This is a genomic window from Agromyces laixinhei (genome assembly GCF_006337065.1).
Lineage (GTDB): Bacteria > Actinomycetota > Actinomycetes > Actinomycetales > Microbacteriaceae > Agromyces > Agromyces laixinhei.
Window position 1 is genome coordinate 2,330,987 of sequence record NZ_CP040872.1, and the last position, 24,268, is coordinate 2,355,254.

Annotated in this window: 22 protein-coding genes; 3 read left to right on the plus strand and 19 right to left on the minus strand. The window is 69.0% G+C overall.

Annotated features, from left to right (window positions below; genetic code table 11):
* Positions 1–18: 18 nt before the first annotated feature.
* The 16 genes from FHG54_RS11005 to FHG54_RS11080 all read right to left on the minus strand — a co-directional run bounded on the left by FHG54_RS11005 (position 19) and on the right by FHG54_RS11080 (position 17,150).
* A complete protein-coding gene (locus tag FHG54_RS11005) occupies positions 19–723 on the minus strand; it encodes a YggS family pyridoxal phosphate-dependent enzyme (protein ID WP_420837413.1) in 705 nt (234 codons plus the stop codon).
* The gene (ftsZ, locus tag FHG54_RS11010; protein WP_139417313.1) at positions 720–1,910 is read right to left on the minus strand and encodes a cell division protein FtsZ; all 1,191 of its coding nucleotides are present in this window, start codon (positions 1,908–1,910) and stop codon (positions 720–722) included. The genes FHG54_RS11005 and ftsZ overlap by 4 nt, the downstream gene beginning before the upstream one ends.
* A 189-nt stretch (positions 1,911–2,099) precedes the next feature.
* Complete coding sequence (locus FHG54_RS11015; RefSeq protein WP_233437754.1) at positions 2,100–3,095, minus strand: cell division protein FtsQ/DivIB; 996 nt, start codon at positions 3,093–3,095, stop codon at positions 2,100–2,102.
* Positions 3,096–3,108: 13 nt separating this feature from the next.
* Entirely contained in the window at positions 3,109–4,512 is a 1,404-nt protein-coding gene (gene murC, locus FHG54_RS11020) for a UDP-N-acetylmuramate--L-alanine ligase (RefSeq protein WP_139417314.1), read from the minus strand.
* A 99-nt stretch (positions 4,513–4,611) separates the two neighbouring features.
* A complete protein-coding gene (locus FHG54_RS11025; protein ID WP_139417315.1) occupies positions 4,612–5,712 on the minus strand; it encodes a UDP-N-acetylglucosamine--N-acetylmuramyl-(pentapeptide) pyrophosphoryl-undecaprenol N-acetylglucosamine transferase in 1,101 nt (366 codons plus the stop codon).
* On the minus strand, positions 5,709–6,977 hold the full coding sequence (gene ftsW / locus FHG54_RS11030; protein ID WP_139417316.1) for a putative lipid II flippase FtsW: 1,269 nt from the start codon (positions 6,975–6,977) through the stop codon (positions 5,709–5,711). Before ftsW ends, FHG54_RS11025 begins: the two co-directional genes overlap by 4 nt.
* A complete protein-coding gene (gene murD / locus FHG54_RS11035; RefSeq protein ID WP_139418415.1) occupies positions 6,937–8,478 on the minus strand; it encodes a UDP-N-acetylmuramoyl-L-alanine--D-glutamate ligase in 1,542 nt (513 codons plus the stop codon). Before murD ends, ftsW begins: the two co-directional genes overlap by 41 nt.
* Positions 8,478–9,575, minus strand: a complete 1,098-nt coding sequence (gene mraY, locus FHG54_RS11040; RefSeq protein WP_139417317.1) for a phospho-N-acetylmuramoyl-pentapeptide-transferase — start codon at positions 9,573–9,575, stop codon at positions 8,478–8,480. Before mraY ends, murD begins: the two co-directional genes overlap by 1 nt.
* Positions 9,572–10,984, minus strand: coding sequence for a UDP-N-acetylmuramoyl-tripeptide--D-alanyl-D-alanine ligase (locus FHG54_RS11045; RefSeq protein WP_139417318.1), 1,413 nt, complete (start codon positions 10,982–10,984; stop codon positions 9,572–9,574). Before FHG54_RS11045 ends, mraY begins: the two co-directional genes overlap by 4 nt.
* Positions 10,981–12,525 carry a Mur ligase family protein gene (locus FHG54_RS11050; RefSeq protein WP_139417319.1) on the minus strand — a complete coding sequence of 515 codons (1,545 nt, stop codon included), beginning with the start codon at positions 12,523–12,525 and terminating at the stop codon, positions 10,981–10,983. The genes FHG54_RS11045 and FHG54_RS11050 overlap by 4 nt, the downstream gene beginning before the upstream one ends.
* Before the next feature lie 13 nt (positions 12,526–12,538).
* Positions 12,539–13,360, minus strand: a complete 822-nt coding sequence (locus FHG54_RS16950; RefSeq protein WP_139417320.1) for a penicillin-binding transpeptidase domain-containing protein — start codon at positions 13,358–13,360, stop codon at positions 12,539–12,541.
* The gene (locus tag FHG54_RS16955) at positions 13,263–14,351 is read right to left on the minus strand and encodes a penicillin-binding transpeptidase domain-containing protein (RefSeq protein WP_139417321.1); all 1,089 of its coding nucleotides are present in this window, start codon (positions 14,349–14,351) and stop codon (positions 13,263–13,265) included. Before FHG54_RS16955 ends, FHG54_RS16950 begins: the two co-directional genes overlap by 98 nt.
* Before the next feature lie 28 nt (positions 14,352–14,379).
* Positions 14,380–14,964 (minus strand): cell division protein FtsL, encoded by a 585-nt coding sequence (ftsL, locus tag FHG54_RS11065; protein WP_139417322.1) that lies wholly within the window; start codon positions 14,962–14,964, stop codon positions 14,380–14,382.
* Positions 14,961–15,914: a 16S rRNA (cytosine(1402)-N(4))-methyltransferase RsmH gene (gene rsmH / locus FHG54_RS11070; RefSeq protein ID WP_139417323.1), complete on the minus strand. Its 954-nt coding sequence runs from the start codon at positions 15,912–15,914 to the stop codon at positions 14,961–14,963. Before rsmH ends, ftsL begins: the two co-directional genes overlap by 4 nt.
* Before the next feature lie 103 nt (positions 15,915–16,017).
* On the minus strand, positions 16,018–16,449 hold the full coding sequence (mraZ, locus tag FHG54_RS11075) for a division/cell wall cluster transcriptional repressor MraZ (RefSeq protein ID WP_139418416.1): 432 nt from the start codon (positions 16,447–16,449) through the stop codon (positions 16,018–16,020).
* A gap of 311 nt (positions 16,450–16,760) precedes the next feature.
* Entirely contained in the window at positions 16,761–17,150 is a 390-nt protein-coding gene (locus tag FHG54_RS11080; protein WP_139417324.1) for a DUF3040 domain-containing protein, read from the minus strand.
* Between the two features lie 74 nt (positions 17,151–17,224).
* Between FHG54_RS11080 and FHG54_RS11085 the strand changes: the two genes are divergently transcribed.
* Positions 17,225–18,337: a polyprenyl synthetase family protein gene (locus tag FHG54_RS11085; protein WP_139417325.1), complete on the plus strand. Its 1,113-nt coding sequence runs from the start codon at positions 17,225–17,227 to the stop codon at positions 18,335–18,337.
* A 35-nt stretch (positions 18,338–18,372) separates the two neighbouring features.
* On the opposite strand, the gene FHG54_RS11090 is transcribed toward FHG54_RS11085, so the two are convergent.
* Positions 18,373–18,711, minus strand: a complete 339-nt coding sequence (locus FHG54_RS11090; RefSeq protein WP_139417326.1) for an Rv2175c family DNA-binding protein — start codon at positions 18,709–18,711, stop codon at positions 18,373–18,375.
* Between the two features lie 174 nt (positions 18,712–18,885).
* Here FHG54_RS11090 and FHG54_RS11095 point away from each other — a divergent pair, with 174 nt between their 5' ends.
* Positions 18,886–19,980, plus strand: coding sequence for a LysM peptidoglycan-binding domain-containing protein (locus FHG54_RS11095; RefSeq protein ID WP_139417327.1), 1,095 nt, complete (start codon positions 18,886–18,888; stop codon positions 19,978–19,980).
* 91 nt (positions 19,981–20,071) lie between these two features.
* Positions 20,072–22,003 (plus strand): Stk1 family PASTA domain-containing Ser/Thr kinase, encoded by a 1,932-nt coding sequence (pknB, locus tag FHG54_RS11100; RefSeq protein ID WP_139417328.1) that lies wholly within the window; start codon positions 20,072–20,074, stop codon positions 22,001–22,003.
* Between the two features lie 76 nt (positions 22,004–22,079).
* On the opposite strand, the gene FHG54_RS11105 is transcribed toward pknB, so the two are convergent.
* Together FHG54_RS11105 and FHG54_RS11110 are read right to left on the minus strand one after the other, a co-directional pair.
* Positions 22,080–23,408 (minus strand): class II 3-deoxy-7-phosphoheptulonate synthase, encoded by a 1,329-nt coding sequence (locus FHG54_RS11105; protein WP_139418417.1) that lies wholly within the window; start codon positions 23,406–23,408, stop codon positions 22,080–22,082.
* Between the two features lie 122 nt (positions 23,409–23,530).
* On the minus strand, positions 23,531–24,220 hold the full coding sequence (locus FHG54_RS11110) for a lysophospholipid acyltransferase family protein (RefSeq protein WP_139417329.1): 690 nt from the start codon (positions 24,218–24,220) through the stop codon (positions 23,531–23,533).
* Between the last annotated feature and the right edge of the window lie 48 nt (positions 24,221–24,268).

Here is a 24,268-nt window from a genome sequence, read left to right on the forward strand (position 1 = left end):
TGTTCCGTCTCTTCGAGGTTAACCGGCGACCGGCCGATTCCCGGTGATTGCCGTGCCGATTCTCAGGTGTGTCGCACCCTCCAGGATCGCGTCGCGAAAATCGTGCGACATCCCCATGGACAGATCGCTCGCCGTCGGCTCGAGTCGTCGCAGCCGCTCCGACATCGCACGCACGCGCGCGAACGCCGGGCGCGCGGGTTCGCCGAGCGGCGCGACCGCCATGAGCCCGCGCAAGCGAAGCCCGGCCGTCTCGAGCACGTGTTCGGCGAGCGACTCCAGGGCTTCGGGAGCGACGCCCCCGCGACCCGGGTCCTCGGTGAGGTTGACCTGCACGAAGCAGTCGACCGATGCCTCGTCTGAACGCAGGGCATCGACGAGCGCCGCACGGTCGACCGAGTGGATCGCCGATGCGTACGCGCGCACCTGTCTGGCCTTCTTGCTCTGCAGCTGGCCGACGAAGTGCCAGCGAAGCTCGAGGTCGCCGAGCTCGGCGGCCTTCGCCTGTGCCTCTTGATGGCGGTTCTCGCCGATGTCGAGCACACCGAGCTCGGCCAGTTCGGCGACGAGCGCCGCCGGGTGGAACTTGGTGACGACGATCGTCGTGATCGCGTCGGGGTCACGGCCCGCATCGCGGGCGGCCTCCGCGACCCGGCCCGTCACCTCGGCGAGGCGCCCGGCCAGGGAACCGGAGTCCCCCGCGTCGGTGCCGGGAGCCGTGCTCACTTCAGGAAGTCGGGAATGTCGAGATCGTCATCGGACGCGTCGAAGGCCGGGTCCGAGACGATCTGGTCGGCCGTCGTCGTCTCGGCCTCGCCCCAGTTCGCCGTCTCGACGAGTTCGTCGATGTCGATCTCGGTGATGACCTCGGCAGCGTCGCCGGCGAGGACGCCGCCTCCGACGGCGGCACCGACCGCCGCCGGTACGAAGTTGGTGCGTCGCGCCTCGACCGGCTTGGCGTTCGGCTCGCCGCCGTCGAAGCCGGCCGCGATGACCGTGACGCGCACCTCGTCGCCGAGCGTGTCGTCGATGACGGCACCGAAGATGATGTTGGCCTCAGGGTGCACGGCCTCCTGCACGAGCCGTGCGGCGTCGTTGATCTCGAAGATGCCGAGATTCGAGCCGCCCTGGATCGAGAGCAGCACCCCGTGGGCACCGTCGATCGATGCTTCGAGCAGCGGACTCGCGACGGCGAGTTCGGCCGCCTTGATCGAACGATCGGCCCCCCGCGACGAACCGATGCCCATGAGCGCCGAGCCCGCCCCCTGCATGACCGATTTCACGTCGGCGAAGTCGAGGTTGATGAGGCCCGGGGTCGTGATGAGGTCGGTGATGCCCTGCACACCGGCGAGGAGCACCTGATCGGCGGTGGCGAAGGCCTCGAGCATCGAGATGCCGCGATCGCTGATCTCGAGAAGTCGATCGTTCGGCACCACGATGAGGGTGTCGACCTCTTCCTTCAGGCGTGCGACGCCCTGCTCGGCCTGCGTCTGCCGGCGCTTGCCCTCGAAGCCGAACGGCTTCGTGACGACACCGATCGTGAGGGCGCCGATGGACTTCGCGATGCGAGCGACCACCGGTGCGCCGCCGGTGCCGGTGCCGCCGCCCTCGCCCGCCGTGACGAAGACCATGTCGGCGCCCGCGAGCGCCTCCTCGATCTCCTCCGCGTGATCCTCGGCGGCGTGACGGCCGACCTCGGGATCTGCACCGGCCCCCAACCCGCGCGTGAGGTCGCGCCCCACATCGAGCTTGACGTCGGCGTCCGACATCAGCAGTGCCTGTGCGTCGGTGTTGATCGCGATGAACTCGACTCCGCGGAGTCCGAGCTCGATCATGCGGTTGACGGCGTTGACACCGCCGCCGCCGATACCGACGACCTTGATGACGGCGAGGTAGTTCTGGTTTGTCGACATGACCGGCCTTCCGTGCGAACTCTGAACCCTGAACCTCTAGTCGAAGGTTAAAGTTTTGCTGAGTATGCAATTCCTGATTCGAAGGTAGGCGCCCTGCACCCCGCGAGGCGCCATGACACTCCGCGTGTCGCGAACCTCACGGCCGATCGCCCCGGATTCGAGGCCACGGGCACCCGAACGGGTCATCGATCAGCGGGTGACGGCGCTCGTCGGCGACGACACGTCGTACTCGCCGACCGATTCGGGCGGTGCTGCGACCATGAGCCGTGCGAGCACCGCTGCCTTCTGCGCAGACTCCTCCGCGCTCCCCCACACGACCGTGGCACCCGTCGAGAGCTCGAGCCGAACATCGTCGGCGGTCGCCGCCGAGGCACCGACGAGGAGGCTCCGAACCTCCGCAGGCAGGCTCCGGATGACTGCGGCCGCAGCGCGGAACCCCTCTCCGGCGACGCCGCCCTCCGCGACGATCAGCGGCTGCCCGTCCGGGCGTTCCTCCGGCCGCTCGATGACGACGCCCGCCGCATCGACGAGCTCGAGCCCGTCGCCCGTGTCGACGACGCCCACGGGCACCCGTTCGACGATGCGCACAACCAGGGTGCCGGGCGGAACGGTCTCGGTCGAGTACGTCTCGATGAGCGGGAAGCTCGAGAGCGCGGCGAGCACATCGGCGCTCGCGATGAGGGGCAGCGGCGTGCCGAGTTGCTCGTCGAACGCCGCCTGCACTTCGGTGACGGGAATGCGCGAGGCACCCTCGACGCGCACCTCACGCAGCGCCATGAGCGGCGAATACGCCCCGACCGCGACGACGACCACGAGGGCCGCGATCGAGCCGAGCCCGACCGACCACGCGATGCGTCGGCGTCGCGAACGCTTCGTGAAGCGCCGCACCTCCTGACGCTCGTATCTGCGGCGTTCCCGTGCCGCGGCGGCGAGCTCGCGCTTGGCAGTGCGAGCACTCTTCGGCGTTGCGGGTCGCGCCTGCCCGGTGCCGGGGTCGGGATCCGCCGCGTCGATGCGCGGCGCCACCGGAGCGTCGACCACGATCGCGATCGGCTCGGTGGTGACCCGGTCGGCGTCGGAGCCGTGACTCCGGCTCGCGTCGCGTGCCGCCGCCGCCGGCTGCTGCGTCGCCGCCGATCGCGACGTTCGCGCGATCGGCCCGTCGAAGCCCTGCGGCCGTTTCACGCGCGCTCCGGCGTCATCCGCGCTCCCGCTCGAGCGACCCGAGGAGCTGCGGCACGATGCGGTAGACGTCGCCGCAACCGAGGGTGATCACGAAATCGCCGTCACGGGCGATGCTCGCGGTGTAATCGGCCGCCCGCTGCCAATCGGGCTCGTAGGCGACGTGCCGGGAATCGGCGAATCGCTCGCTCACGAGCGCACCGGTCACTCCGGGCACCGGGTCTTCGCGCGCGCCGTAGACCTCGAGCACGACGGTCTCGTCGGCATACTCCTCGAGCACCTCGGCGAACTCCTTCGCGAAGGCCTGCGTGCGGCTGTACGTGTGCGGCTGGTGCACCGCGATGATGCGGCCTGCACCGACGACCGTGCGCGCAGCCGCCAGCGCGGCAGCGACCTCGGTCGGGTGGTGCGCGTAGTCGTCGTAGACGCTCACACCGCCGACCGTGCCGTGCAGTTCGAAGCGACGCCCGGTGCCCGCGAAGCGGGCGATGCCCGCGAGGGATGCCGCAGGGTCGAAGCCGAGTCCCACGAGCACGGCGAACGCACCCGCCGCGTTGATCGCATTGTGCAGTCCGGGAATCAGCAGCTCGGCCCGATACGTCGCGCCCGCATAGTCGAGGGCGAATGCCACCGGCCCGTCGGTCTCGACCGAGTGCAGCCGCACGGTGGCATCGGCCGCCTGGCCGAACGTGACGACGCGCCGGTGCGACATCCGCTCGGTCACGCGCACGGCGCCCGCGTCGTCGGAGGAGACCACGACCAGTTCGCGTGAACGATCGGCGAACTCGACGAACGCCTGCTCGAACGCGTCGCGCGAACCGTAGTGGTCGAGGTGGTCGGGGTCGACGTTCGTGATGAGCGCGACCGAGGTGTCGTAGAGCAGGAACGAACCGTCGGACTCGTCGGCTTCGACGACGAACAGTTCGCCGTCGCCCGCGGCCGACGAGACGCCGAGTCCCTCGATGACCCCGCCGTTGACGAAGCTCGGGTCTTCGCCGAGTGCGAGCAGGGCGGTCACGATCATGCCGGTCGAGGTCGTCTTGCCATGGGCGCCGGCGACCGAGACGAGTCGGCGGCCGGCGATGAGGGCGGCCAGGGCGAGCGATCGGTGCAGCACCGGGAGGCCTCGCTCGAGTGCGAGCCGGTACTCGGGATTGTCCTCCCAGAGCGCGCCGGTGACGACCACGGTGTCGATGTCGTCGGCGAGGTTCGCGGCGTCATGGCCGATCGCGATCTCGGCACCGAGTTCGCGAAGCGCCGCGATGTTCGCGGAATCGCGAACATCGGAGCCCGTCACCCGGTGCCCGTCGCCGAGCATGAGGCGGGCGATGCCGCTCATGCCCGATCCGCCGATGCCGACGAAGTGCACGGCGCCGAGTTCGGCGGGGATCTGAGCGGAGAGGTCGGGCTTGATCGTCACGTGCTGCGGCTTCCTGGGTGGGTCGATTGCGGACGGATGCGGTGCGCCGAAGCGCTGAGGTTCCGATGAGCGGATGCTGCGGCATCCGCACACTCAACGTTACGCGCCTTGCGGGCTCGAGCCGGCTGCCCCGCCGAGCGCTTCGTCGACGAGGGCGACCATGCGGTCGGTGCCGTCGCGGAACCCCACGGATGCGGCGGCCGACGCCATCGCACGCAATCGCTCGGAGCCCGAGAGCATCGGCAACAAGTTCGTGCCGACCCATTCGGGCACGAACTCGGCGTCGTCGACGAGCACCGCCCCGCCCGCGGCCACCACTCCGGCGGCGTTGAAGCGCTGCTCGCCGTTGCCGACGGGATACGGCACGAAGACGGCGGGGATGCCGAGCGCAGAGAGCTCGCACACCGTCGCCGCCCCCGCGCGCGACACTGCAGCGTCGGCGATCGCGAGTGCCAGGTCCATACGATCGGCGTACTCGACCATGCGGTAGCCGGCGACGCCGGGATCGGCGACCTCTGCGTTCGCCCCGGTGACGTGCAGCACCTGCCAGCCGGCCGCGGTGACGGCCTCTGCCGACTCGACCATCGTGCGGTTGATGCGCCGGGCGCCGAGGGAGCCGCCGGTGGCCAGGAGCACCGGACGCGAGGCGTCGAGTCCGAAGAGGTCGGCCGCCTCGCCGCGGAGTGCGGCGGGGTCGAGGGTCTCGATCTCTCGGCGAAGGGGCATGCCGACGAGCCTGGCCCGCGGCAGCGGTGTGCCTTCGAAGGCGACCCCGACCGTCGCGGCGAATCGTGCGCCGAGGCGGTTCGCGAGCCCCGGGCGTGCATTGGCCTCGTGGATCGCGATGGGGATGCCGAGACGACGGGCTGCGAGATAGGCGGGGGTCGACACATACCCGCCGACGCCCACGACCACCTCGACGCCGCGCTCCTCGATGATGCCGCGAACCGTCGCGATCGAATCGCGGAACCGGCCGGGGAACGCCAGGGCGGCGCGGTTCGGCCGGCGCGGGAACGGCACCTTCGCGATCGTCAGCAGCTCGTAGCCGCGGGCCGGCACGAGGCGAGCCTCGAGGCCCTCTGCGGTGCCGAGCACGAGCACGGATGCCTCGGGGTCGCGTTCACGCAGTCGATCGGCGACCGCGAGCAGCGGGTTGACGTGGCCGGCGGTGCCGCCGCCTGCGAGCAGGTACGTGGTCATCGCGCTGCCCGTGTCGCCGCGGAGCGACTGCTCTTGCGGGCCGCGGCACGCGCGGCAGCACGCGCCGGGGCCTCCGGGTCACGCGCGACCGACAGCACGATGCCGATCGCGAAGAGCGTGGTGAGCAGGGCCGTGCCGCCCGCGGAGACGAGCGGCAACGGCACACCGAGAACAGGGAAGACGCCGAGCACGACACCGATATTGACACACGCCTGACCGACGATCCACACGAGCACCGCCGCCGATGCCGCGCGTCCGAATGGCGTGCGCGCCCCGCGCAGCACACGTGCGAGGGCGACGGCGAGCACGACGAACATCGCGATGACCACGATCGCGCCGATCAGTCCGAGCTCCTCGCCGATGATGGCGAAGATGAAATCGTTGTCGGCCGCGGGCAGCCACGACCACTTCGCGGCCGAGTTGCCGAGCCCGACGCCGAACACACCGCCGTTCGCGAGGGCGAACGAGCCGTGCTGGATCTGCCAGCAGTCGCTGATGGCGTCACCGGTGCCGCCGCTCCCGCAGTTCGCGTCGAGGAAGGAGGTGATGCGCCGCAGGCGATTCTCGCTGGAGACCGCGACGAGCACGAAGACCACGATCGCGGCGAAGATCGGAGGAAGCAGCAGCCGCAGTCGCACGCCGATGAGGAAGAGCGAGCCGAGCAGCATCGCGCCCATGATCATGACCGTGCCGAGATCGCCGCCGAGGAGCACCAGACCGATCGCACCGCCGCCGACGAGCACGATCGGCAGCACGCCGTGCACGAAGTCCCCGAGCTGCGCCTCCTTCTTCGTGACGATGAGACCGAGCCACATGACGAGGGCGACCTTGATGATCTCAGACGGCTGGAACTGCATGGGCCCGAGCTGGATCCAGTTGGTGTTGCCGCCGACCGTGATGCCGAGCGGCGTCGCCACGACGAGGACCTGCAACGCGCAGGAGGCGGCGAGCACCGGCCAGGCCAGCCGCATCCACAGCTTCTCGGGCATGCGGCTCGCGATGAGCATGATCGGGATGCCGAAGGCGGCGAAGACGCCCTGACGCAGCGCCTGGGCGAAGAAACTCTCGTCTTCGAGGTGCGACTGCACGACGGAGGCCGACAGCACCATGACGAGGCCGAAGGCGACCAGGAAGAGCGTCGTGCCGAGCAGCAGCAGGTAGTCGGCAGACTCGACGCGGAACACGCGGCCGAGCCGGATGCGAGCAGCCGAGATGCCCGGTCGGTCAGGCCCCTGGGAGCGGTTCGCTCGGGGCGGAGTCGCCATCCGCCTCACCTCCCAGCATCGATCCGACCGCCTCGTGGAACCGTCGTCCACGGTCGCCGTAGTCGGCGAACTGGTCCATCGACGCCGCAGCGGGCGCGAGGAGCACGGTGTCGCCCTCTTCAGCAACCGCCGCAGCCAGGGCGACCGCGTCGGGCATCACCGTCTCAGTGTCATCCGTGACCACTTCGAAGAGCGGCAGATCGGGGGCGTGTCGGCGGAACGCCGCCACGAGCTCTGACCGATCCACGCCGATCACGATCGCGGCGCGGAGGCGCGCCGCGTGATCGGCCACGAGCGCATCGGCGTCGACGCCCTTCAGGAGCCCGCCGACGATCCAGACGACCTTCCCGAAGGCGCGCAACGATGCCTCGGCGGCGTGCGGGTTGGTCGCCTTCGAGTCGTCGACCCAGCGGATGCCGCCGGAGACCGCCACCGTCTCGATGCGGTGCGCGTCGAGGCGGAACTCGCCGAGCGCGTCGTGGATCACGCCCACCGGCACCCCGAACGATCGCACGAGCGCCGACGACGCGAGAATGTTCGCGACGACGTGCGGAGCAGCGAGGCCGCGGGGCTCGAGTTCGTCGACCGTGATGAGTTCGAGCGCCGCGGTACGACGATCGTCGAGGAACGCGCGGTCGCACAGAATGCCGTCGACGACGCCGAAGTCGCTCGGGCCCGGCACGTCGAGTCCGAAGCCGATGGCACGGGCACCCTCCTCGACCTCCGCGTCCTCCACCATGCGGCGGGTCGCCTCGTCGGCGCGGTTGTACACGCACGCGGCCTTCGTGTTCGCGTAGACCCGTGCCTTGGCGGCCCGGTAGGCATCGAACGAGCCGTGCCAGTCGAGGTGGTCGTCGGCGACGTTCAGCACGGTCGCCGCCCAGGGGTGCACCGCGCCCGGCCCAGACGTCGGCAGGTGGTGCAGCTGGTAGCTCGAGAGCTCGACCACGAGCACGTCGAAACCGCCCGGATCACGCACGGCGTCGAGCACCGGCACGCCGATGTTGCCGCACGGCGCCGCCCGCAGGCCGTTCGCCGCCAGGAAGGTCGCGGCCATCTGCACCGTCGTCGTCTTGCCGTTCGTGCCGGTCACGAGGATCCACTCGGCGGTGTGCACCTTGTCGCGAACCCGCCAGGCGAGTTCGATGTCGCCCCAGACCGCGATCGACGACTCGGCCGCCCAGGTGAGCACCGGGTGGTCTGGATGGAACCCCGGAGAGACCACGACGAGCTCCGGTGCGAAGCCGACGACGTCGTCTGGCACGGCATCGAGCGGATGCCGCAGCAGGTCGGCCCCGATGACCTCGAGAATGCGCGCGCGGTCGTCGTCGACCTCGGGCGCGACGACGAGCACCGAGGCACCGAGCTCTGTGAGCGTGTCGGCGACGGCGAATCCGGTCACGCCGAGCCCCATGACGACGACCCGGAGGCCCTGCCAGTCGGCGTTCCAGCCGGTCAGCGTGTCGAGGCGGCCGGCGGCGGGCGAAGCGGCATCCGTCATCAGCTCTGCAGCCACTCGAAGTAGAAGGATCCGACGCCGGCTGCGACGAGCAGTCCGCCGATGATCCAGAAGCGCACGACGATCGTGACCTCCGCCCAGCCCTTCAGCTCGAAGTGGTGGTGGATCGGGCTCATCAGGAAGATGCGCTTGCCGCGCGTGAGCTTGAAGTACACCCGCTGCACGATGACCGAACCGGTCTCGATGACGAAGAGTCCGCCGATGAGCAGCAGGAGGAGTTCGGTGTGGCTGACGATCGCGAGCGCCGCCAGTGCACCGCCGAGGGCCAGCGATCCGGTGTCGCCCATGTAGATCTTGGCCGGGTTCGTGTTCCACCAGAGGAAGCCGATGAGCCCGCCGACGATCGCTGTCGCCACGATGGCGATGTCGAGCGGGTCCCGCACGTCGTACGCGCGGTAGGCGTCGCTCGCATTGAGGCTCTCGCTGAAGCGGGACTGGTTGAACTGCCAGAAGCCGATGACCACGAACGAGCCGATCGCGAGGATCGAAGCGCCGGTGGCGAGCCCGTCGAGGCCGTCGGTGACGTTCACGGCGTTGGAGGTGCCGGCAGTGATCAGGCAGATCCAGAGCACGTACAGGATGACGCCGACGACCGTGCCGAACACCATGAAGTCGAGCGGGAGGTCTCTGATGAACGAGATCTTCGTGTTCGCCGGCGTGATGCCGTAGTTGTTCGGGAACTGCAGGGCGAGCAGCGCGAACACGCCCGCCACGATCACCTGGCCCGATATCTTGGCCCAGCCGCCGAGACCGAGGCTCTGCTTCTTGCGGGTCTTCAGGAAGTCGTCGAGGAAGCCGACGGCACCGAGTCCGACCATCATGAAGAGCACGAGCATGCCCGACGCCGTGGGTCTCTCGTTGCTGATCAGCAGGGTCGACACGAAGTACCCGAACAGGGTGCCCAGGATGAAGATGATGCCGCCCATCGTGGGCGTGCCGCGCTTGACGTGATGGCTCTGCGGCCCGTCGTCGCGAATGAACTGCCCCCACCCGAGCCTCGTGAAGAGGCGGATGAACAGCGGTGTCAGGAATAGCGTGAAGGCGAGTGACAACGCCCCAGCGGCCAGCAGTGCTCTCACGCGAACCATTCTCCCAGTCGGTCGCCCAGCAGCCGAAGACCCGCCGCGTTCGACGATTTCACCAGCACGGTGTCACCCGGCCGCGCCGACGACGTGACGAGGGCGAGCGCTTCTTCAGCGGAATCGACGAACGCGGATTCGCCGTCCCACGAGCCCTCATTGATCGCCGTGATGTGCAGGCGCCGCGCGCCAGCCCCCACGACGATGAGCTGCGAGATGCCGAGTCGCACCGCGAGCAGTCCGATGCGGTCGTGCTCCTCACCGGAGAACTCGCCCAGCTCGCTCATCTCGCCGAGCACGGCGATGGTGCGTGCGCCGGGATTCTTCACCTGTGCGAGCGTCTTCAGCGCCGCCGACATCGAGTCGGGGCTCGCGTTGTACGCGTCATTGATGATCGTGATGCCGTCGCGGCCCCCCATGACCTGCATGCGCCAGCGCTCGGCCAGCGTCACCTGTTCGAGCGCGGCGACGACCGATGCGAGCGGCACACCGAGTTCGACGGATGCCGCGATCGCCGCGAGCGCGTTCATGACGTGGTGCTCCCCGAGCACCGAGAAGTGCACATGTGCCCGCTCACCGCCGGGGATCGTCACCGTGAAGTCGGTGCCGCGAGCGTGGGCCCGAACATCGGTGGCCCGAACATCGGCGGAGTCGCCGAATCCGAACCAGACGATGCGCGCCGCCGTCCGGTCCGCCATGGGCACCACGCGCGGGTCGTCGACGTTCAGCACCGCGACATCCGTCTCGAGGAGGTCGGTGACCATCTCGGACTTGGCGCGCACGGTCTGCTCGATGCCGCCGAACTCGCCGGCGTGGGCGAGGCCGACCTTCAACACGATGCCGACATCGGGCCTGGCCATGCGCACGAGCCGGGCGATCTCGCCGACACCGGAGGCGCCCATCTCGGCGACGAGGAACTCGGTCTCGTTCGTGAGCTCGAGCATCGTGATCGGCGCACCCACCTCGTTGTTGAACGAGGCGCGCGCTGCGACGGTCGGGCCGACGCGCTCGAGCACGGTTCGCAGCAGGTTCTTCGTGGTCGTCTTGCCGTTCGATCCGGTGACTCCGACGATGCGGAGGCGCCCGAGGTCTCGGACGCGACGCACGACCTCGGTCGCGAGCGCGCCGAGCGCATCGACCGAGTCGGCGACGACGATCTGCGGAACGGGTAGGTCGAGCGCGTGCTCGACGACGAGGAGTGCCGCGCCTCGTTCGGCGGCGGCCGGTGCGAAACGGTGACCGTCGTCGAATTCGCCGCGCTTTGCGACGAACACGCCGCCGGTGCCGACCTCGCGGGAGTCGGTCGTCACGGCGCCGTCGACGATCGTGTCGGGAGTGGCCGGCGTCCCGTCGATGCGGAGCACGCCGCCGACGGCCGACGCGATCTCGGCCAGGGTCAGGGCGATCATTCGAGCCACCCCGCATCGCGCAGGGCCTGCTTGGCGTCGTCTCGTGCGGAGTACGGGATCTTCTCGCCCTTCACTTCGTGGTAGTCCTCGTGACCCGGACCGGCGTAGAGGATCGCGTCGCCGTCGCCCGCGAGGGCGAGGGCCGCGCGGAACGCCTCGCGTGGATCGGCGATCTCGTGGATCTCACCGCCGGGCACCACCTCGCGCGCACCTGCGATGAGCGTCGCACGGATCGAGGCCGGGTCTTCCCATCGCGGATGGAAGTCGGTCACGACGACCACGTCGGCGCCTCGGGCGGCGATCGCACCCATCTCGGCGCGTTTGGTGGTGTCGCGGTCGCCGTCGGCCCCGAAGACCATGATGATGCGGCCCTCGGTCGAGCGCCGGATCGCACCGAGCGTCTGCAGGAACGCGTCGGGCGTGTGGCCGTAGTCGATGTAGACGACGGGCCCGCGATCGCCCGAGATGCGCTCGGCCCGCCCGGGGATGAACGCATCGATTCCGTCGCCCTCGAGCGCCGCCGCGATGACGTCGAGCTCGTGGCCCGCCTCGACGAGCATGACGATCGCGAGGGCTGCATTGGCGGCCATGTACCAGCCGAGGAGCGGCACCCGCGTCTCGAGGCGCCGGCCCCCGGAGCCCTCGAGCACGAAGGACGTGTGGTCGGCGCTCTCTTCGAGCACGGTGACGCGCCAGTCGGCGTCGACGCCGTCGATCGTCGTCAGGGTCGTCACGGGGATGCGCGACTCGCCCACGAGGCGCCGGCCCCACTCGGAGTCGATCGTGACGACGCCGCGCCGCGCACGCTCGGGCCGGAACAACTCGCGCTTCGCATCGAAGTACTCGTCCATCGAGGAGTAGTCGTCGAGGTGGTCGTGGGTGAGGTTCGTGAACCCGACGACATCGAACACGAGACCGTCGACGCGGTGGCGCGACAGCGCCTGCGCCGAGACCTCGATGCCGACCGCTCGCACCTCGACCTCGCGCATGCGGGCGAGGAGCGCGTGCAGCTCGCTCGCCTCGGGAGTGGTCAGCGAGCTCGTGACGACCTCGTCGCCGATGCGGCGCTCGGCCGTCGATGTGAGTCCGGCCGTGATGCCGAGTTGACGGAGGATGCCGTACAGCAGGTAGACGACGCTCGTCTTGCCGTTGGTGCCGGTGACCGCGAACATCGTCGCCGGGTTCTCGGCGGTGCGGTGGATCCACGCCGCGACCTCGCCGAGCGCGGCGCGCGCGTCGTCGGCCACGAGGATCGGGAGACCCGCGTCGGCGGCATGCTCGGCGCCCGCCCGGTCGGTGAGCAGAGCGACGGCGCCCGCTTCACGCGCGGATGCCGCGAAGTCTGCGCCGTGGGCGTTGCGCCCGGGCACGCCGACGTACAGGTCGCCGGGCTCAGCGGACTTCGAGGAGAGGCCGACCCCGGTGACCTCGAGACCGTCGACCGCGCCGAGCACGGTGAACCCGAACTCTTCGGCGAGCTCGGAGAGCGATCGAGGACTCGGGTGCTTCGGCCGGAGAGCCGTGAGAGGCGATCCGGTCACGAACCCAACTTTCTCACCAGGTTGCTGGCAGCTCGGGCGCCGGGGCGCCGGATGGAACGGTCCGATACTTCTTCAGCACCTGGCTCATCACCTCTTGGAAGACGGGAGCGGATGCGGCGGACGAGTTCATCTTAACTGGATTCATGATGCTCACCGAAACGACGAACTCCGGATCGTCTGCCGGGGCGAAGCCGGAGACGGAGACGAGGTATCCCTCCTGATAGCCGCCGTTGCCGTCCGGCACCTGCGCAGTGCCCGTCTTCGCGGCGACCCGGTACCCTGGGATGTTCCATTCATCCGAGAGCCAGGCGTCCTGGTAGACGCGTTCGAGCATCTGGCTCGTCGCGGTCGCGGCCTCGGGCGAGACGACCTGTTCGCCCTGCGGCGCGGGCGTCTCGGCGGTCACATCGTCGCCGTCGCGGACGCAGCCGTCGACGAGCGTCACGGGCATGCGAACGCCGCCGTTGGCGATGGTCTGGTAGACGCTCGCGATCTGCACCGCGGTCGTCGTCAGGCCCTGTCCGAACATCGTGGCGTACTTGGTCTGGTTGTCCCAGTCGTCGGGGTCTCCGTGCAGGTCACCGCTCGCCTCGGCGAGGAATCCGACCTCGGACTCGGCACCGAGTCCGAACTTCAGCATGTCGTCGTAGCGAGCGCGGTCGGTCATCAGCTCGCCGAACTGCGACATGCCGGTGTTCGACGACTCGACGAGAACGCCGGTGAGGGTGAGCTGCTGATCATCGTGGAACGAGCTGTCGTTGACGTCGGCCCCGTTGGGGGAACTTGATGCGATACGGCGCGACGATCCTGCTATACGGGTCGGCGAGGCCCGCATTGATCACGGATGCCGCGGTGAGCGCCTTGAACGTCGAGCCCGGCTCGTACGGGGCGGTGAACGAACGCGATCCGCGGTCGTCTGCGTCGATGGCCGACGGGTCGTTCGGATCGACGGTCGGCACGTCGGCGACGGCCAGCAGCCGCCCCGTCTTCGCCTCCATGACGGTGACCGTCGCCCAGTCTGCGCCGGTCGCCTGGCGCTGGGCCTCTGCGATGCGCTGCACTTCCCATTGCAGGTCGGTGTCGATCGTGAGCTGCAGCTTGCCGCCGTCGTGCGCCTGCTCGTGCACGATCTCGGTACCGGGGATCTTGACCCAGTCCTGCAGGCTGTGCAGATAGCTGATCTTGCCGTTCTCGCCGGCCAGGCACTGGTCTTCCGAGAGCTCGAGGCCCTGGAGCGGATTGCCGTCGGGACCGACCCAACCGACGAGGTTGCCCGCCACCGCCCCGCTCGGGTAACGCCGACTGGGGTGTTCGTCTGCATAGACCCACGGGATGTCGAGCGCCTTCACCTTCTCGTACGTCTCGGTGTCGACGAGCTTCGAGACGTACGCGTAGTCGGCCTTCGGGTCCTCTGCGAGTTCAGACGTGATGATGCCCTGCACCTGGTCGCCGGTCAGCCCGACGACGGCACCGAGTTCCGCCGCGAGTTCCGGCAGCGGCACGACGACCTCCTTCGTCGCCTCCGGGTTCTCGGGGTCGGGCACCTCCCGCACGACTTCCGCCTTCGACGCCTGCTTGGGCGAGAGCACGATGTCGTACCTCATGACGGTGTCGGCCAGCACCTTGCCGTTCGCATCGACGATGTCGCCGCGTGCACCGTAGACCGTGACCGGCTCCGAGCGCGCCTCCTGTGCCTGCTCGTTGAGCTCGGCCGCGCGCACGATCTGGATGTCGACGAGCCGCACGACGAAGACGCCGACCAGCGCGACCAGCACGGCGGCGGAGAGCAGGATCCTCCGCATCGGGTGGCGGCTGGTGCGATTCATCCGGTACTTCCTTGCATGCATCGTGCGATCAGTGCGTGGCGGGGGTCGGCAGGCCGCCGTCGACGGGCATCGCCGGAGTTCCCGCTGGGATGTCGGTCTCCGCCCCTGCCGCCTGACCGGGAGCCGCCCCGATCGGAGTCTCTCCTGCCGTCGGCTGAGCCTCGAGCGGCGCGCCGTCGATCAGCGCATTCGGGACGAGCGGCGCAGATGCCCGCGCACCGCCCTCCGCCGCCATCGGTTGGCCGAGCACCGCGCCGTCGGAGAGCCGGAGGTAGACCGGGTTGGCGTTCGACACCATGCCGAGTTCCTCGGCCCTCGTGGCGAGGTACTGGGGCGACTCGACGCGGTCGACCGCTTCGGAGAGCTTCTGCTCGTCGCGCATGAGTGAGGACTGCTGCATCTGCAGCGCATCGATCTCGTAGGCGCCCTGGGTGACCGCGATCGAGAGCAGCAACTGCGCGACGATGATGACCGCGACGCCGCCGAGCGCGATGATCGCGTAACCGAGGCGCGGCTTCGACCGCGGCGCCCGTTCGGGTGCCGGGCGGAGGCGACGCGGCGCGCGCTCGGGAGCCCGTGGTGCGGGAAGGGACTGGACCGGCACGGCGCTCATGACGGCCTCCTCACTCGTTCTGCGGCTCGGAGTCGCACGGGCTTGGCTCGCGGGTTCTCGGCCTGCTCGTCTTCACTCGCGAGCTCGGCCCCCCGCACCAGGAGGGTGAACTCCGCTCGGTGCTCTGGCAGCTCCATCGGGAGACCGGCGGGGGCGGTGGAACTCGACGCGGCCGAGAGCGAACGCTTGACGATACGGTCCTCGAGCGACTGGTAGGCCAGCACGACGATGCGACCGCCGACGGCGATCGCGTCGAGGGCGGCCGGCATGGCCCGCTCGAGCACGGAGAGTTCTTCATTGACCTCGATGCGGAGCGCCTGGAAGACGCGTTTCGCGGGGTGACCCTGACGCTGCACGGCGACCGGCGTCGCTGCTTGGATGACCGCGACGAGTTCGGCAGAGCGGGTGATCGGCGATTCGGCCCTCGCTCGCACGATCGCCCGGGCGTATCGCGCTGCGAGCTTCTCCTCGCCGTAGTCGAGGAAGATGCGCCGAAGCTCGTCTTCACCCTCCTCGGCGATCACGTCGGCAGCGGTGCGCCCGCTCGTGAAGTCCATGCGCATGTCGAGCGGCGCATCCTTCGAGTAGGCGAACCCCCGCTCGGCCCGGTCGAGCTGGAGCGATGAGACGCCGAGGTCGAAGAGCACCCCCTGCACCTCGCGGTAGCCCTCGCTGCGAACGGCCTCGCCGATGCCGTCGTAGACCGTGTGCACGAAGCGCGCACGGTCGCCGAACTTCGAGAGACGTTCGCGGGCGATGCCGAGGGCGTCGGTGTCGCGGTCGAGACCGATGACCGTGAGGTTCGGGAACCGTTCGAGGAACGCGGCGGCGTGACCGCCCATGCCGAGAGTCGCATCGACCATGACGGCGCCGTCGGCCTCGAGGGCCGGCGCCAGAAGCTCGAGCGTGCGCTCGAGCATGACCGGGGTGTGGATGCGTTCGATGTCCATGATTCCGCCTTCCCTTCGTGGCCTCGGGTTCCGATCCCCATCCGTTCGTCCTGATGCGGGGAAGTGCACCAGGCGCGGCCGGCTGGGAGTCGGAGCCAGAGGACTAGAAGAGTCCGGGGATCACCTCCTCCGCCGTGTCCGCGAAGGCCGCCTCCTGCTCGGCGAGGTAGCTCGCCCATGCCGTCGCGTCCCAGATCTCCACCCGGCTGCCCGTGCCGATGACCGTGAGGTCGCGGTCGAGGCCCGCATAGGCGCGGAGCGTTGCGGGGATGGTGACGCGATGTTGCTTGTCGGGGGTCTCCGCGGAAGCTCCCGACAGGAAGACGCGCATGTAATCGCGCGCTTGCTTGCTCGTGACCGGGGCTTGGCGGATCTTGTCGCTCATGTTCTCGAATTCCCGCGCGCTGAACACGTAGATGCAGTGTTCCTGCCCGCGCGTGAGCACGAGACCGCTCGAGAGCTCCTCCCGGAACTTCGCCGGAAGAATGACGCGGCCCTTCTCGTCGAGCTTTGGTTCATAGCTACCGAGGAACACCACATCACCCCCTTTCCTCCGGCCAGAATCCAGGTGACCCCACTTTACTCCACTCTCATCCACCAATCAATGACAAACGCGATTTTCTGCAAAGTGACGCGCGCGAAGCCCCCGTGAATGCTGGGACTCAGCGAGTGGAGCGGAGTGGAGGGACTACGCCCGGCGCGACCTGGCATGACGCAGGTGACTCGGGTGCTCGGGCCCGGGGCGGACGCAGCAATCGCCGTCAACGCCGTCGTGAGCGCGCCGGGCGCACGAAAAAACGGGCCGATCCGAAGATCGACCCGTTCAGGTGGTGTGAAGTGGAGGGATCAGTCCTGCCCGTCCTGGCGGCGGTCCCAACGATCGTTCATACGATCCATGAAGCTGCCGCCGGAAGTGCTGCGGCCACGCTGCTTCTCGGCGGTGGGCTCAGCAGGTGGAGCAGCGGCTGCACCGCGCTTGGACGGGGTGATCGCGACGAGGACGCCGGCGAACATGAGCGCGAAACCCACGACCCCGATGACGAGGAGTTGCGAGGCGACACCCGCGATGAGAGCGCCGGCACCGGCGACGGCGAGCAGCACACCGAGCACGATGGCCCGGTAGTTCGGGCGTCGACCGCGACCGCCACCGACCGCTTGCACGAAGTCGGCATCGTTGCGATAGAGGTTCCGCTCCATCTCCTCGAGAAGACGTTGCTCCTGCTCCGAAAGCGGCATCTCATTCCCCTCAGCCTCGGGACCGACGCATCCGAGTCCATTCTAGCCCCGCTCAGCCTCGCTAGGCTAGGCGGGTGGCTCACGGTTCCCGACTGGTCGATCTGGTGCACGAACGCATCGAGGGTTTCCTCGCCGAACGCTCTTCCATTCTCCGCGAGATCAGCCCCGACCTCGAACCGCTCGACACGTTCTCAAGGCGGTTTCTCAGCGGAGGCAAGCGCTTCCGGGCGCTGTTCTGCTATTGGGGGTGGGAGGCCGTCGACGGGCGCACCTTCGACCCGTTCGCACCCGAGGGCGGCCGCGATCGGTTCCCGGTCGTCTCGGCGGCAGCCGCGCTCGAACTGTTCCACGCCGCAGCCCTGCTGCACGACGACATCATCGACAATTCCGACACCCGCCGCGGCGCGCCGTCGGGCCACCGTCTCTTCGAACTGCTGCACGCCGAGTCCGGCTGGGACGGATCCTCGCCCGAGTTCGGTCGGGCCGCCGCACTCCTCCTCGGCGATCTCCTCCTCGGGTGGAGCGACGAGCTCTTCGACGAGGGCCTCGCGACCCTCGCCGACCGCGAGGCGGCGCGACGCGCGCGCACCGAGTTCATGCGCATGCGCACCGAGGTGACGGCCGGACAGTACCTCGACATCCTCGAGGAACGTGCATGGCGGAGCCAGGCCGAATCCGAACAGCGCCTCCGAGCCGAACGCGTCATCGTCTTCAAGTCGGCCAAGTACAGCGTCGAGGCACCGCTCGTGATCGGCGGCGCCATCGCAGGGGCCACGACGGCACAGGTCGCGGCGCTCCGCGCCTTCGGCATGCCGCTCGGCATCGCCTACCAACTGCGCGACGACCTGCTCGGCGTGTTCGGCGATCCCGAGGTCACGGGCAAGCCGAGTGGCGACGACCTCCGAGAGGGGAAGCGCACCATCCTCATCGCCGTCGCCCGGGAACGGCTCGCGCCCGGCCAGCGCCGTCTCCTCGACGAACTCCTCGGTGATCCCGAACTCGCGCCGGAACAGGTGCGGATGCTGCAGCAGACTATCCGCGAGTGCGGTGCCGTCGACGAGGTCGAGGCCCTCATCGCGTCGAACGTCGCGACGGCCATGGCCGCGCTCGAGGATGCTCCGCTCAGCGGGAGCGCCCGCGCCGAACTCGGCTCGCTCGCCAGAACGGTCACGCGTCGCACGAGCTGAGCGCCGGGGGTCGGCGGCGAGGGCGCCTCGTCAGCTCAGGCGAGGGCCTGCGCGATGCGCCGCACCTCGGCCTTGCGTCCGGCGAGGAGCGCGGCGATGGGCGTCGTGCCGAGGCTGTTCTCCTCGGCGAGCATCCACTCGAGCGCCTCTGCGTCGGTGAAGCCCGCGTCGGAGAGCACATTGGCGGTGCCGTGCAGCTCCGGCAGTGGCGCGTTGTCGCGCAGGAACACGGACGGCACCTTCAGCACACCGTCGACGCGCCCCGCGAGGAGATGGCGGTCGTCGATGAGTCGCCGGATGCGGCTCGGGCTCTGCCCGAGCAACTCGACGAGTTCGGGAACGGTCAGCCAGTCGGTTTCGGCAGCATCGGTCACGGTTCAAGCCTGCCACGACCCTGCCGACTTCGGTAACCCGGCGAATGCGACGCGCACGGGCGGGCCGGCCGACCGGCTTCGGCGGACTCGCGCCGAGGTGTTTGACACCCTTTTCTCCCTGTGCGACGGTTGCCGCATGGTCGGGAGCACGCCGCCGACCTACTGGGGAGGACGATGACGTACGACGCCGCGCCGTTGGACGGGCAGGCAGGCCGCACGGGCCGAGCCTCGTCCGATGCGCACCGACGCCGCGGCATCCGTCACCTGATCACGCTGCCGCTGGCCGTGATCGGCACGATCGCCGTCACGCTCGGCATCGCGCAACCCGCCGAGGCGGCTCCGCAGTCGTCGAAGCGCATGCCGAAGGCGAAGCCGTCCTCCACCGACGCGGCCGCGACGCACACGACGCCGCGCTCCGTCGGCAGGTCATCGAACGCTGCGCCGCCCGAGGTGACGGTCGGCGACGGCGACACCGTCAGCGGGATCGCCGAGCGGTACGGCGTTGCCACCGCCGACATCCTCGCGCTCAACGGACTCAGCTGGTCGAGCCTGATCTTCGCCGGGCAACGACTCGCGCTGCCCGGCGGCGCGTCGGCACCCGCGACATCCCCGGTCGCCGCAGAACTGCCCCGGCACATCGTCGTCGCCGGCGACACCATGAGCGGCATCGCCGCCGTCCACGGCGTCTCCCTCGACCAGATGCTGAGCGCGAACGGGCTGAGCCGGCAGAGCCTCATCTTCCCGGGGCAGTCGATCGTGCTTCCGCCAGGCGGCGGCGAGGCCGTATCGGCATCCGCCGCTCCCGATGCACCCGCTTCTCCCCCGACTGCGCCCGTCGCACCGGTCGCCTCGGTCAGCGTCGCGCTCACCGAGGAGATGCGGTCGAACGCGAGCATCATCATCGAGGTCGGCCGCTCGCTCGGCGTGCCGGAGCAGGGCATCGTCGTCGCCCTCGCCGCCGCGGCACAGGAGTCCGGACTCAAGAATTCCGACTACGGCGACCTCGACTCACTCGGCCTGTTCCAGCAGCGCCCGAGTCAGGGCTGGGGCACGGTCGATGAGGTGCTCGACCCGGTGCGGGCGGCGAGCGCGTTCTACGGCGGTGCCCAGAACCCCAACGCCGGACGCACGGTCGGCCTGCTCGACATTGCCGGCTGGGAGTCACTCACCGTCACTCAGGCCGCGCAGGCGGTGCAGGTGAGTGAGTTCCCGGACCACTATGCGAAGTGGGAGACCGCGGCGCGGGCCTGGCTCTCGGAGCTCGGCTGATCGTCGGAACGAGCATCACGATGACATTCCGATCGGCGCGCCATCGGCGTTTGCACGGGTTGGGGCATATGCCCTTTCGTAGACTCTCAGGGTGACCACCGCACCCGTCGACCCCATGATCGGCCGTCTCATCGACGGCCGTTATCAGGTGCGCTCGCGGATCGCCCGCGGCGGCATGGCGACGGTGTACCTCGCGACCGACCTGCGCCTGGAGCGCCGCGTCGCGATCAAGATCATGCATGGCCACCTGGCCGACGACAACACGTTCAAGACCCGGTTCGTGCAAGAGGCGCGTTCGGCCGCCCGCCTCGCCCACCCGAACGTCGTGAACGTCTTCGATCAAGGTCAAGACGCCGACATGGCGTACCTCGTCATGGAGTACCTGCCCGGCATCACGCTGCGCGAACTGCTGAAGGACTACAAGAAGCTCACACCCGAGCAGACCGTCGACATCATGGACGCGGTGCTCGCCGGGCTCGCAGCAGCGCACAAGGCGGGCATCGTGCACCGCGATCTGAAGCCCGAGAACGTGCTGCTCGCCGACGACGGCCGCATCAAGCTCGGCGACTTCGGTCTGGCACGCGCTGCGAGTGCCAACACGGCGACCGGCCAGGCGCTGCTCGGAACGATCGCCTACCTCTCCCCTGAACTCGTCACGCGCGGCGTCGCCGACGCGCGCAGCGACATCTATGCCGTCGGCATCATGATGTACGAGATGCTCACCGGCGAGCAACCGTATGTGGGCGAGGCGCCGATGGCCATCGCCTACCAGCACGCGAACGATCAGGTGCCGACTCCGAGCTCGAAGAACCCCGCCGTCCCCGTCGAGCTCGATGAACTCGTGCTGTGGGCGACCACGCGCGACCCCGAAGAGCGGCCGAACGACGCCCGGGCGATGCTCGAACGGCTGCGTGAGGTCGAACCGTCGATCCGGTTCTCGCACCTTCCGCTTGCGACACAGGCCACCATGGTGCTGTCGGATGCCTCGCTGCCCGGCGTCGCGACGGCCGAGACCAGCGTGCTCGGCGCAGGCGCGGCGCCGCTCGCCGTCACCGAGACGACGAGCGGCGGGTCATCCGACGGTGAAGACGCACAGGCGCTCACGAAGAGCGCAGCGAGCCGCAAACGACGCGGGTACTGGATCATCGCACTCGTGCTGCTGCTCACCGGCCTTGCCGCGGGCACAGGCTGGTATTTCGGCGCCGGCCCGGGCGCCCTCGCCCCGGTGCCCGAAACGGCGACGCTCGCACCCGACGCGGCGACCGGCATCCTCGAAGAGGCCGGGTTCTCCGTCGAACCGGCCGAGCGCAACGATCCGATCGTGCCGGCCGGCCAGGTGTCGGGCACCGACCCCGCTGCCGGCGAGCAGGCGCAGCGGGGTTCGACGGTGACGCTCTTCGTCTCGATCGGTCCGAGCATCCTCCCGGTTCCCGAGGTACGCGGCACGCCTTCCGACGACGCGCGAGCGGCGTTGGAGGACTTCACCGTCGTCGATCCCGACATCCTGCAGTACACAGAGGATGCTCCCGTCGACACGGTCATCGACGTGCTCGACGCCGACGGAGCCACGGTCGGTGCCGAATACCCCGAGCTCGGAGAACTGACGCTCGTCGTCTCGGCCGGGCCCGTTCCCGATGTCGTCGGAATGCCCGTCGCCGAGGCGGAAGCGACGCTCACCGCAGCCGGGTTGCAGTTCGCCCACCTCGATCCGGTCTTCGACAACTCGGGCGCGATCGCCGACGGACACGTCGTCGCCGCAGAGCCGACGACGGAGACCGTACGACAGGGCGACACGATCAACCTCACGCTCTCGAAGGGTCAAGACCTCGTCGCCGTGCCGAACGTCGTCGGGAAGAAGATGCCCGAGGCGATCGCCGCGCTGGAAGCCGCAGGCTTCGAAGTCGGTCATTCCTTTCCCGAGCTCTTCCTGCCCGCGGTCACCGTGACGGCGCAAGATCCGGTTGCAGAAGCCCCGGCGGTCCGTGGCAGCAAAGTGAATCTCGTCGGTACGCTCACGCTCTGATCGCGCTGAGACATCCCCGAGACGCAGAAACGGCGAATGCCACCGGCATCCGCCGTTCCGTCTCGACGCGCTCGGGTCAGCGAGCTGCGAGCTCCTCGGCGACGAGGAACGCGAGCTCGAGCGACTGCATGTGGTTCAGCCGCGGGTCGCAGAGAGACTCGTAGCGCGTCGCCAGCGTCGCCTCATCGATGTGCTCGGAGCCGCCGAGGCACTCGGTGACGTCGTCGCCCGTGAGCTCGACGTGGATGCCGCCCGGGTGGGTGCCCGCGTCGCGGTGCGCCTCGAAGAAGCCCTTGACCTCGTCGACGACGTCGTCGAAGCGACGCGTCTTGTACCCGTTGGGCGTCGTGATGCCGTTGCCGTGCATGGGGTCGGTGACCCACAGCGGAGTCGCGTCGCTCGCCTTGATCGCCTCGAGCAGCGGCGGCAGCGCCTCGCGGATCTTGCCGGCGCCCATGCGCGTGATGAAGGTGAGGCGACCCGGCTCGCGCTCGGGGTCGAGCTTCTCGACGAGTTCGAGCATCGTCTCGGGCGTCGTCGACGGGCCGAGCTTCACGCCGATCGGGTTGCGCACCCGCGAGAGGAAGTCGACGTGAGCGCCGTCGAGTTCGCGCGTGCGCTCGCCGATCCAGATGAAGTGGCTCGAGGTGTCGTAGGGGGTGCCCGTGCGGGAGTCGATGCGGGTCATGGGGCGCTCGTAGTCCATGAGCAGCCCCTCGTGGCCGGTGTAGAACTCGGTGTGCTTGATCGCCTCGAAGTCGGCGCCGCACGCTCCCATGAACTTGATTGCACGATCGATCTCGCGCGCCAGATTCTCGTAACGGGCGTTCGCGGGGTTGGCCGCGAAGCCCTGATTCCACGAGTGCACCTGACGGAGGTCGGCGAAGCCGCCCTGGGTGAATGCGCGGATGAGATTCAGCGTCGACGCTGCCGTGTGGTAGCCCCTGATGAGCCGTGCGGGGTCGGCCGCACGCGACTCCGGGGTGAAGTCGTAGCCGTTGACGATATCGCCGCGGTAGGCGGGCAGTGTGACCTCGCCGCGCGTCTCGGTATCGCTCGAGCGGGGCTTGGCGAACTGGCCGGCCATGCGGCCCATCTTCACGACCGGCATGGATGCCCCGTAGGTGAGCACGACCGCCATCTGCAGCACCGTCTTGACGCGGTTCCGGATCTGGTCGGCCGTGGCCCCCGCGAAGGTCTCGGCGCAGTCTCCGCCCTGCAGCAGGAACGCCTCTCCGCGCGACGCGGCCGCGAGACGATCGCGCAGGCTGTCGACTTCGCCCGCGAAGACGAGCGGCGGCAGCGACGCCAGTTCAGCGGATGCCGCGTGGGCGGCCTCGAGATCGGGCCACGTCGGCTGCTGCTTGATGGGCAGGGTACGCCAATAGTCGAGGCCGGCAATCACGGAGGGATCAGCATTCACGACCGGCTCGACGAGCTGTACCACGGGGACGTCCTGAGGGTTCGGGGCGCACTCGGCGCCGGAAAAGATGGCGGCGACGCACGTCGCGTCGCCGCGGATCGAGCCTATCGCGATTGCGAGGCGCGCTTCTCCTTGACCGAACTCGCGTAGACGTCGACGTATTCCTGGCCGCTCAGTCCGCGAAGATCGTAGACGAGTTCATCCGTCACCGAACGCAACACGAACCGGTCGCCCTCGAGCCCTTCGAAGCGACTGAAGTCGATCGGCTCGCCGAGGATGATGCCGATGCGACGCACCTTTGGCAGACGTGAACCGATCGGCATCACGTGCTCGGTGCCGATCATCGCGACGGGAATCACTGGAACACCCGCTTCGAGCACCATGCGCGCCACGCCGGTGCGCCCTCGATAGAGCTTGCCGTCTGGACTGCGGGTGCCTTCGGGATAGATGCCGAGGATCTTGCCGTCTCCGAGCACCCGGAGGCCGGTCTCGAGAGATGCCTCGGAGGCCTTGCCGCCCGAGCGGTCGATCGGCAATTGCCCCGCGGCCTGGAAGAAGACCTTCGTCGCCCAGCCCTTCAGCCCCTTGCCGGTGAAGTACTCGCTCTTGGCGAGGAAGACGACCGGGCGATCGATGATGAGCGGAAGGAAGATGGAGTCGATGAACGAGAGGTGGTTCGAGGCGAGCACGACCGCACCCTCTTTCGGCACGGACTCGAGCCCGACGACCCACGGACGGAAGATCGAGAGGAGGATCGGCCCGATCACGAGGTTCTTCATGATCCAGTAGAACACCGTCGACCTCCTTCGCCCTTCCGCACCGACCAAGCCTAGCGTCGCTGG

Excerpts from the sequence above, each read along its gene's own strand:
- FHG54_RS11025 (WP_139417315.1), bottom strand. The coding sequence starts at position 5,712 with ATGACCACGTACCTGCTCGCAGGCGGCGGCACCGCCGGCCACGTCAAC.
- ftsW (WP_139417316.1), bottom strand. The coding sequence starts at position 6,977 with ATGGCGACTCCGCCCCGAGCGAACCGCTCCCAGGGGCCTGACCGACCG.
- rsmH (WP_139417323.1), bottom strand. The coding sequence starts at position 15,914 with ATGGACATCGAACGCATCCACACCCCGGTCATGCTCGAGCGCACGCTC.
- murD (WP_139418415.1), bottom strand. The coding sequence starts at position 8,478 with ATGACGGATGCCGCTTCGCCCGCCGCCGGCCGCCTCGACACGCTGACC.
- FHG54_RS16955 (WP_139417321.1), bottom strand. The coding sequence starts at position 14,351 with ATGAATCGCACCAGCCGCCACCCGATGCGGAGGATCCTGCTCTCCGCC.
- FHG54_RS11080 (WP_139417324.1), bottom strand. The coding sequence starts at position 17,150 with ATGCCGCTTTCGGAGCAGGAGCAACGTCTTCTCGAGGAGATGGAGCGG.
- ftsL (WP_139417322.1), bottom strand. The coding sequence starts at position 14,964 with ATGAGCGCCGTGCCGGTCCAGTCCCTTCCCGCACCACGGGCTCCCGAG.
- FHG54_RS11045 (WP_139417318.1), bottom strand. The coding sequence starts at position 10,984 with ATGATCGCCCTGACCCTGGCCGAGATCGCGTCGGCCGTCGGCGGCGTG.
- FHG54_RS11095 (WP_139417327.1), top strand. The coding sequence starts at position 18,886 with ATGACGTACGACGCCGCGCCGTTGGACGGGCAGGCAGGCCGCACGGGC.
- FHG54_RS16950 (WP_139417320.1), bottom strand. The coding sequence starts at position 13,360 with ATGCGGGCCTCGCCGACCCGTATAGCAGGATCGTCGCGCCGTATCGCA.
- ftsZ (WP_139417313.1), bottom strand. The coding sequence starts at position 1,910 with ATGTCGACAAACCAGAACTACCTCGCCGTCATCAAGGTCGTCGGTATC.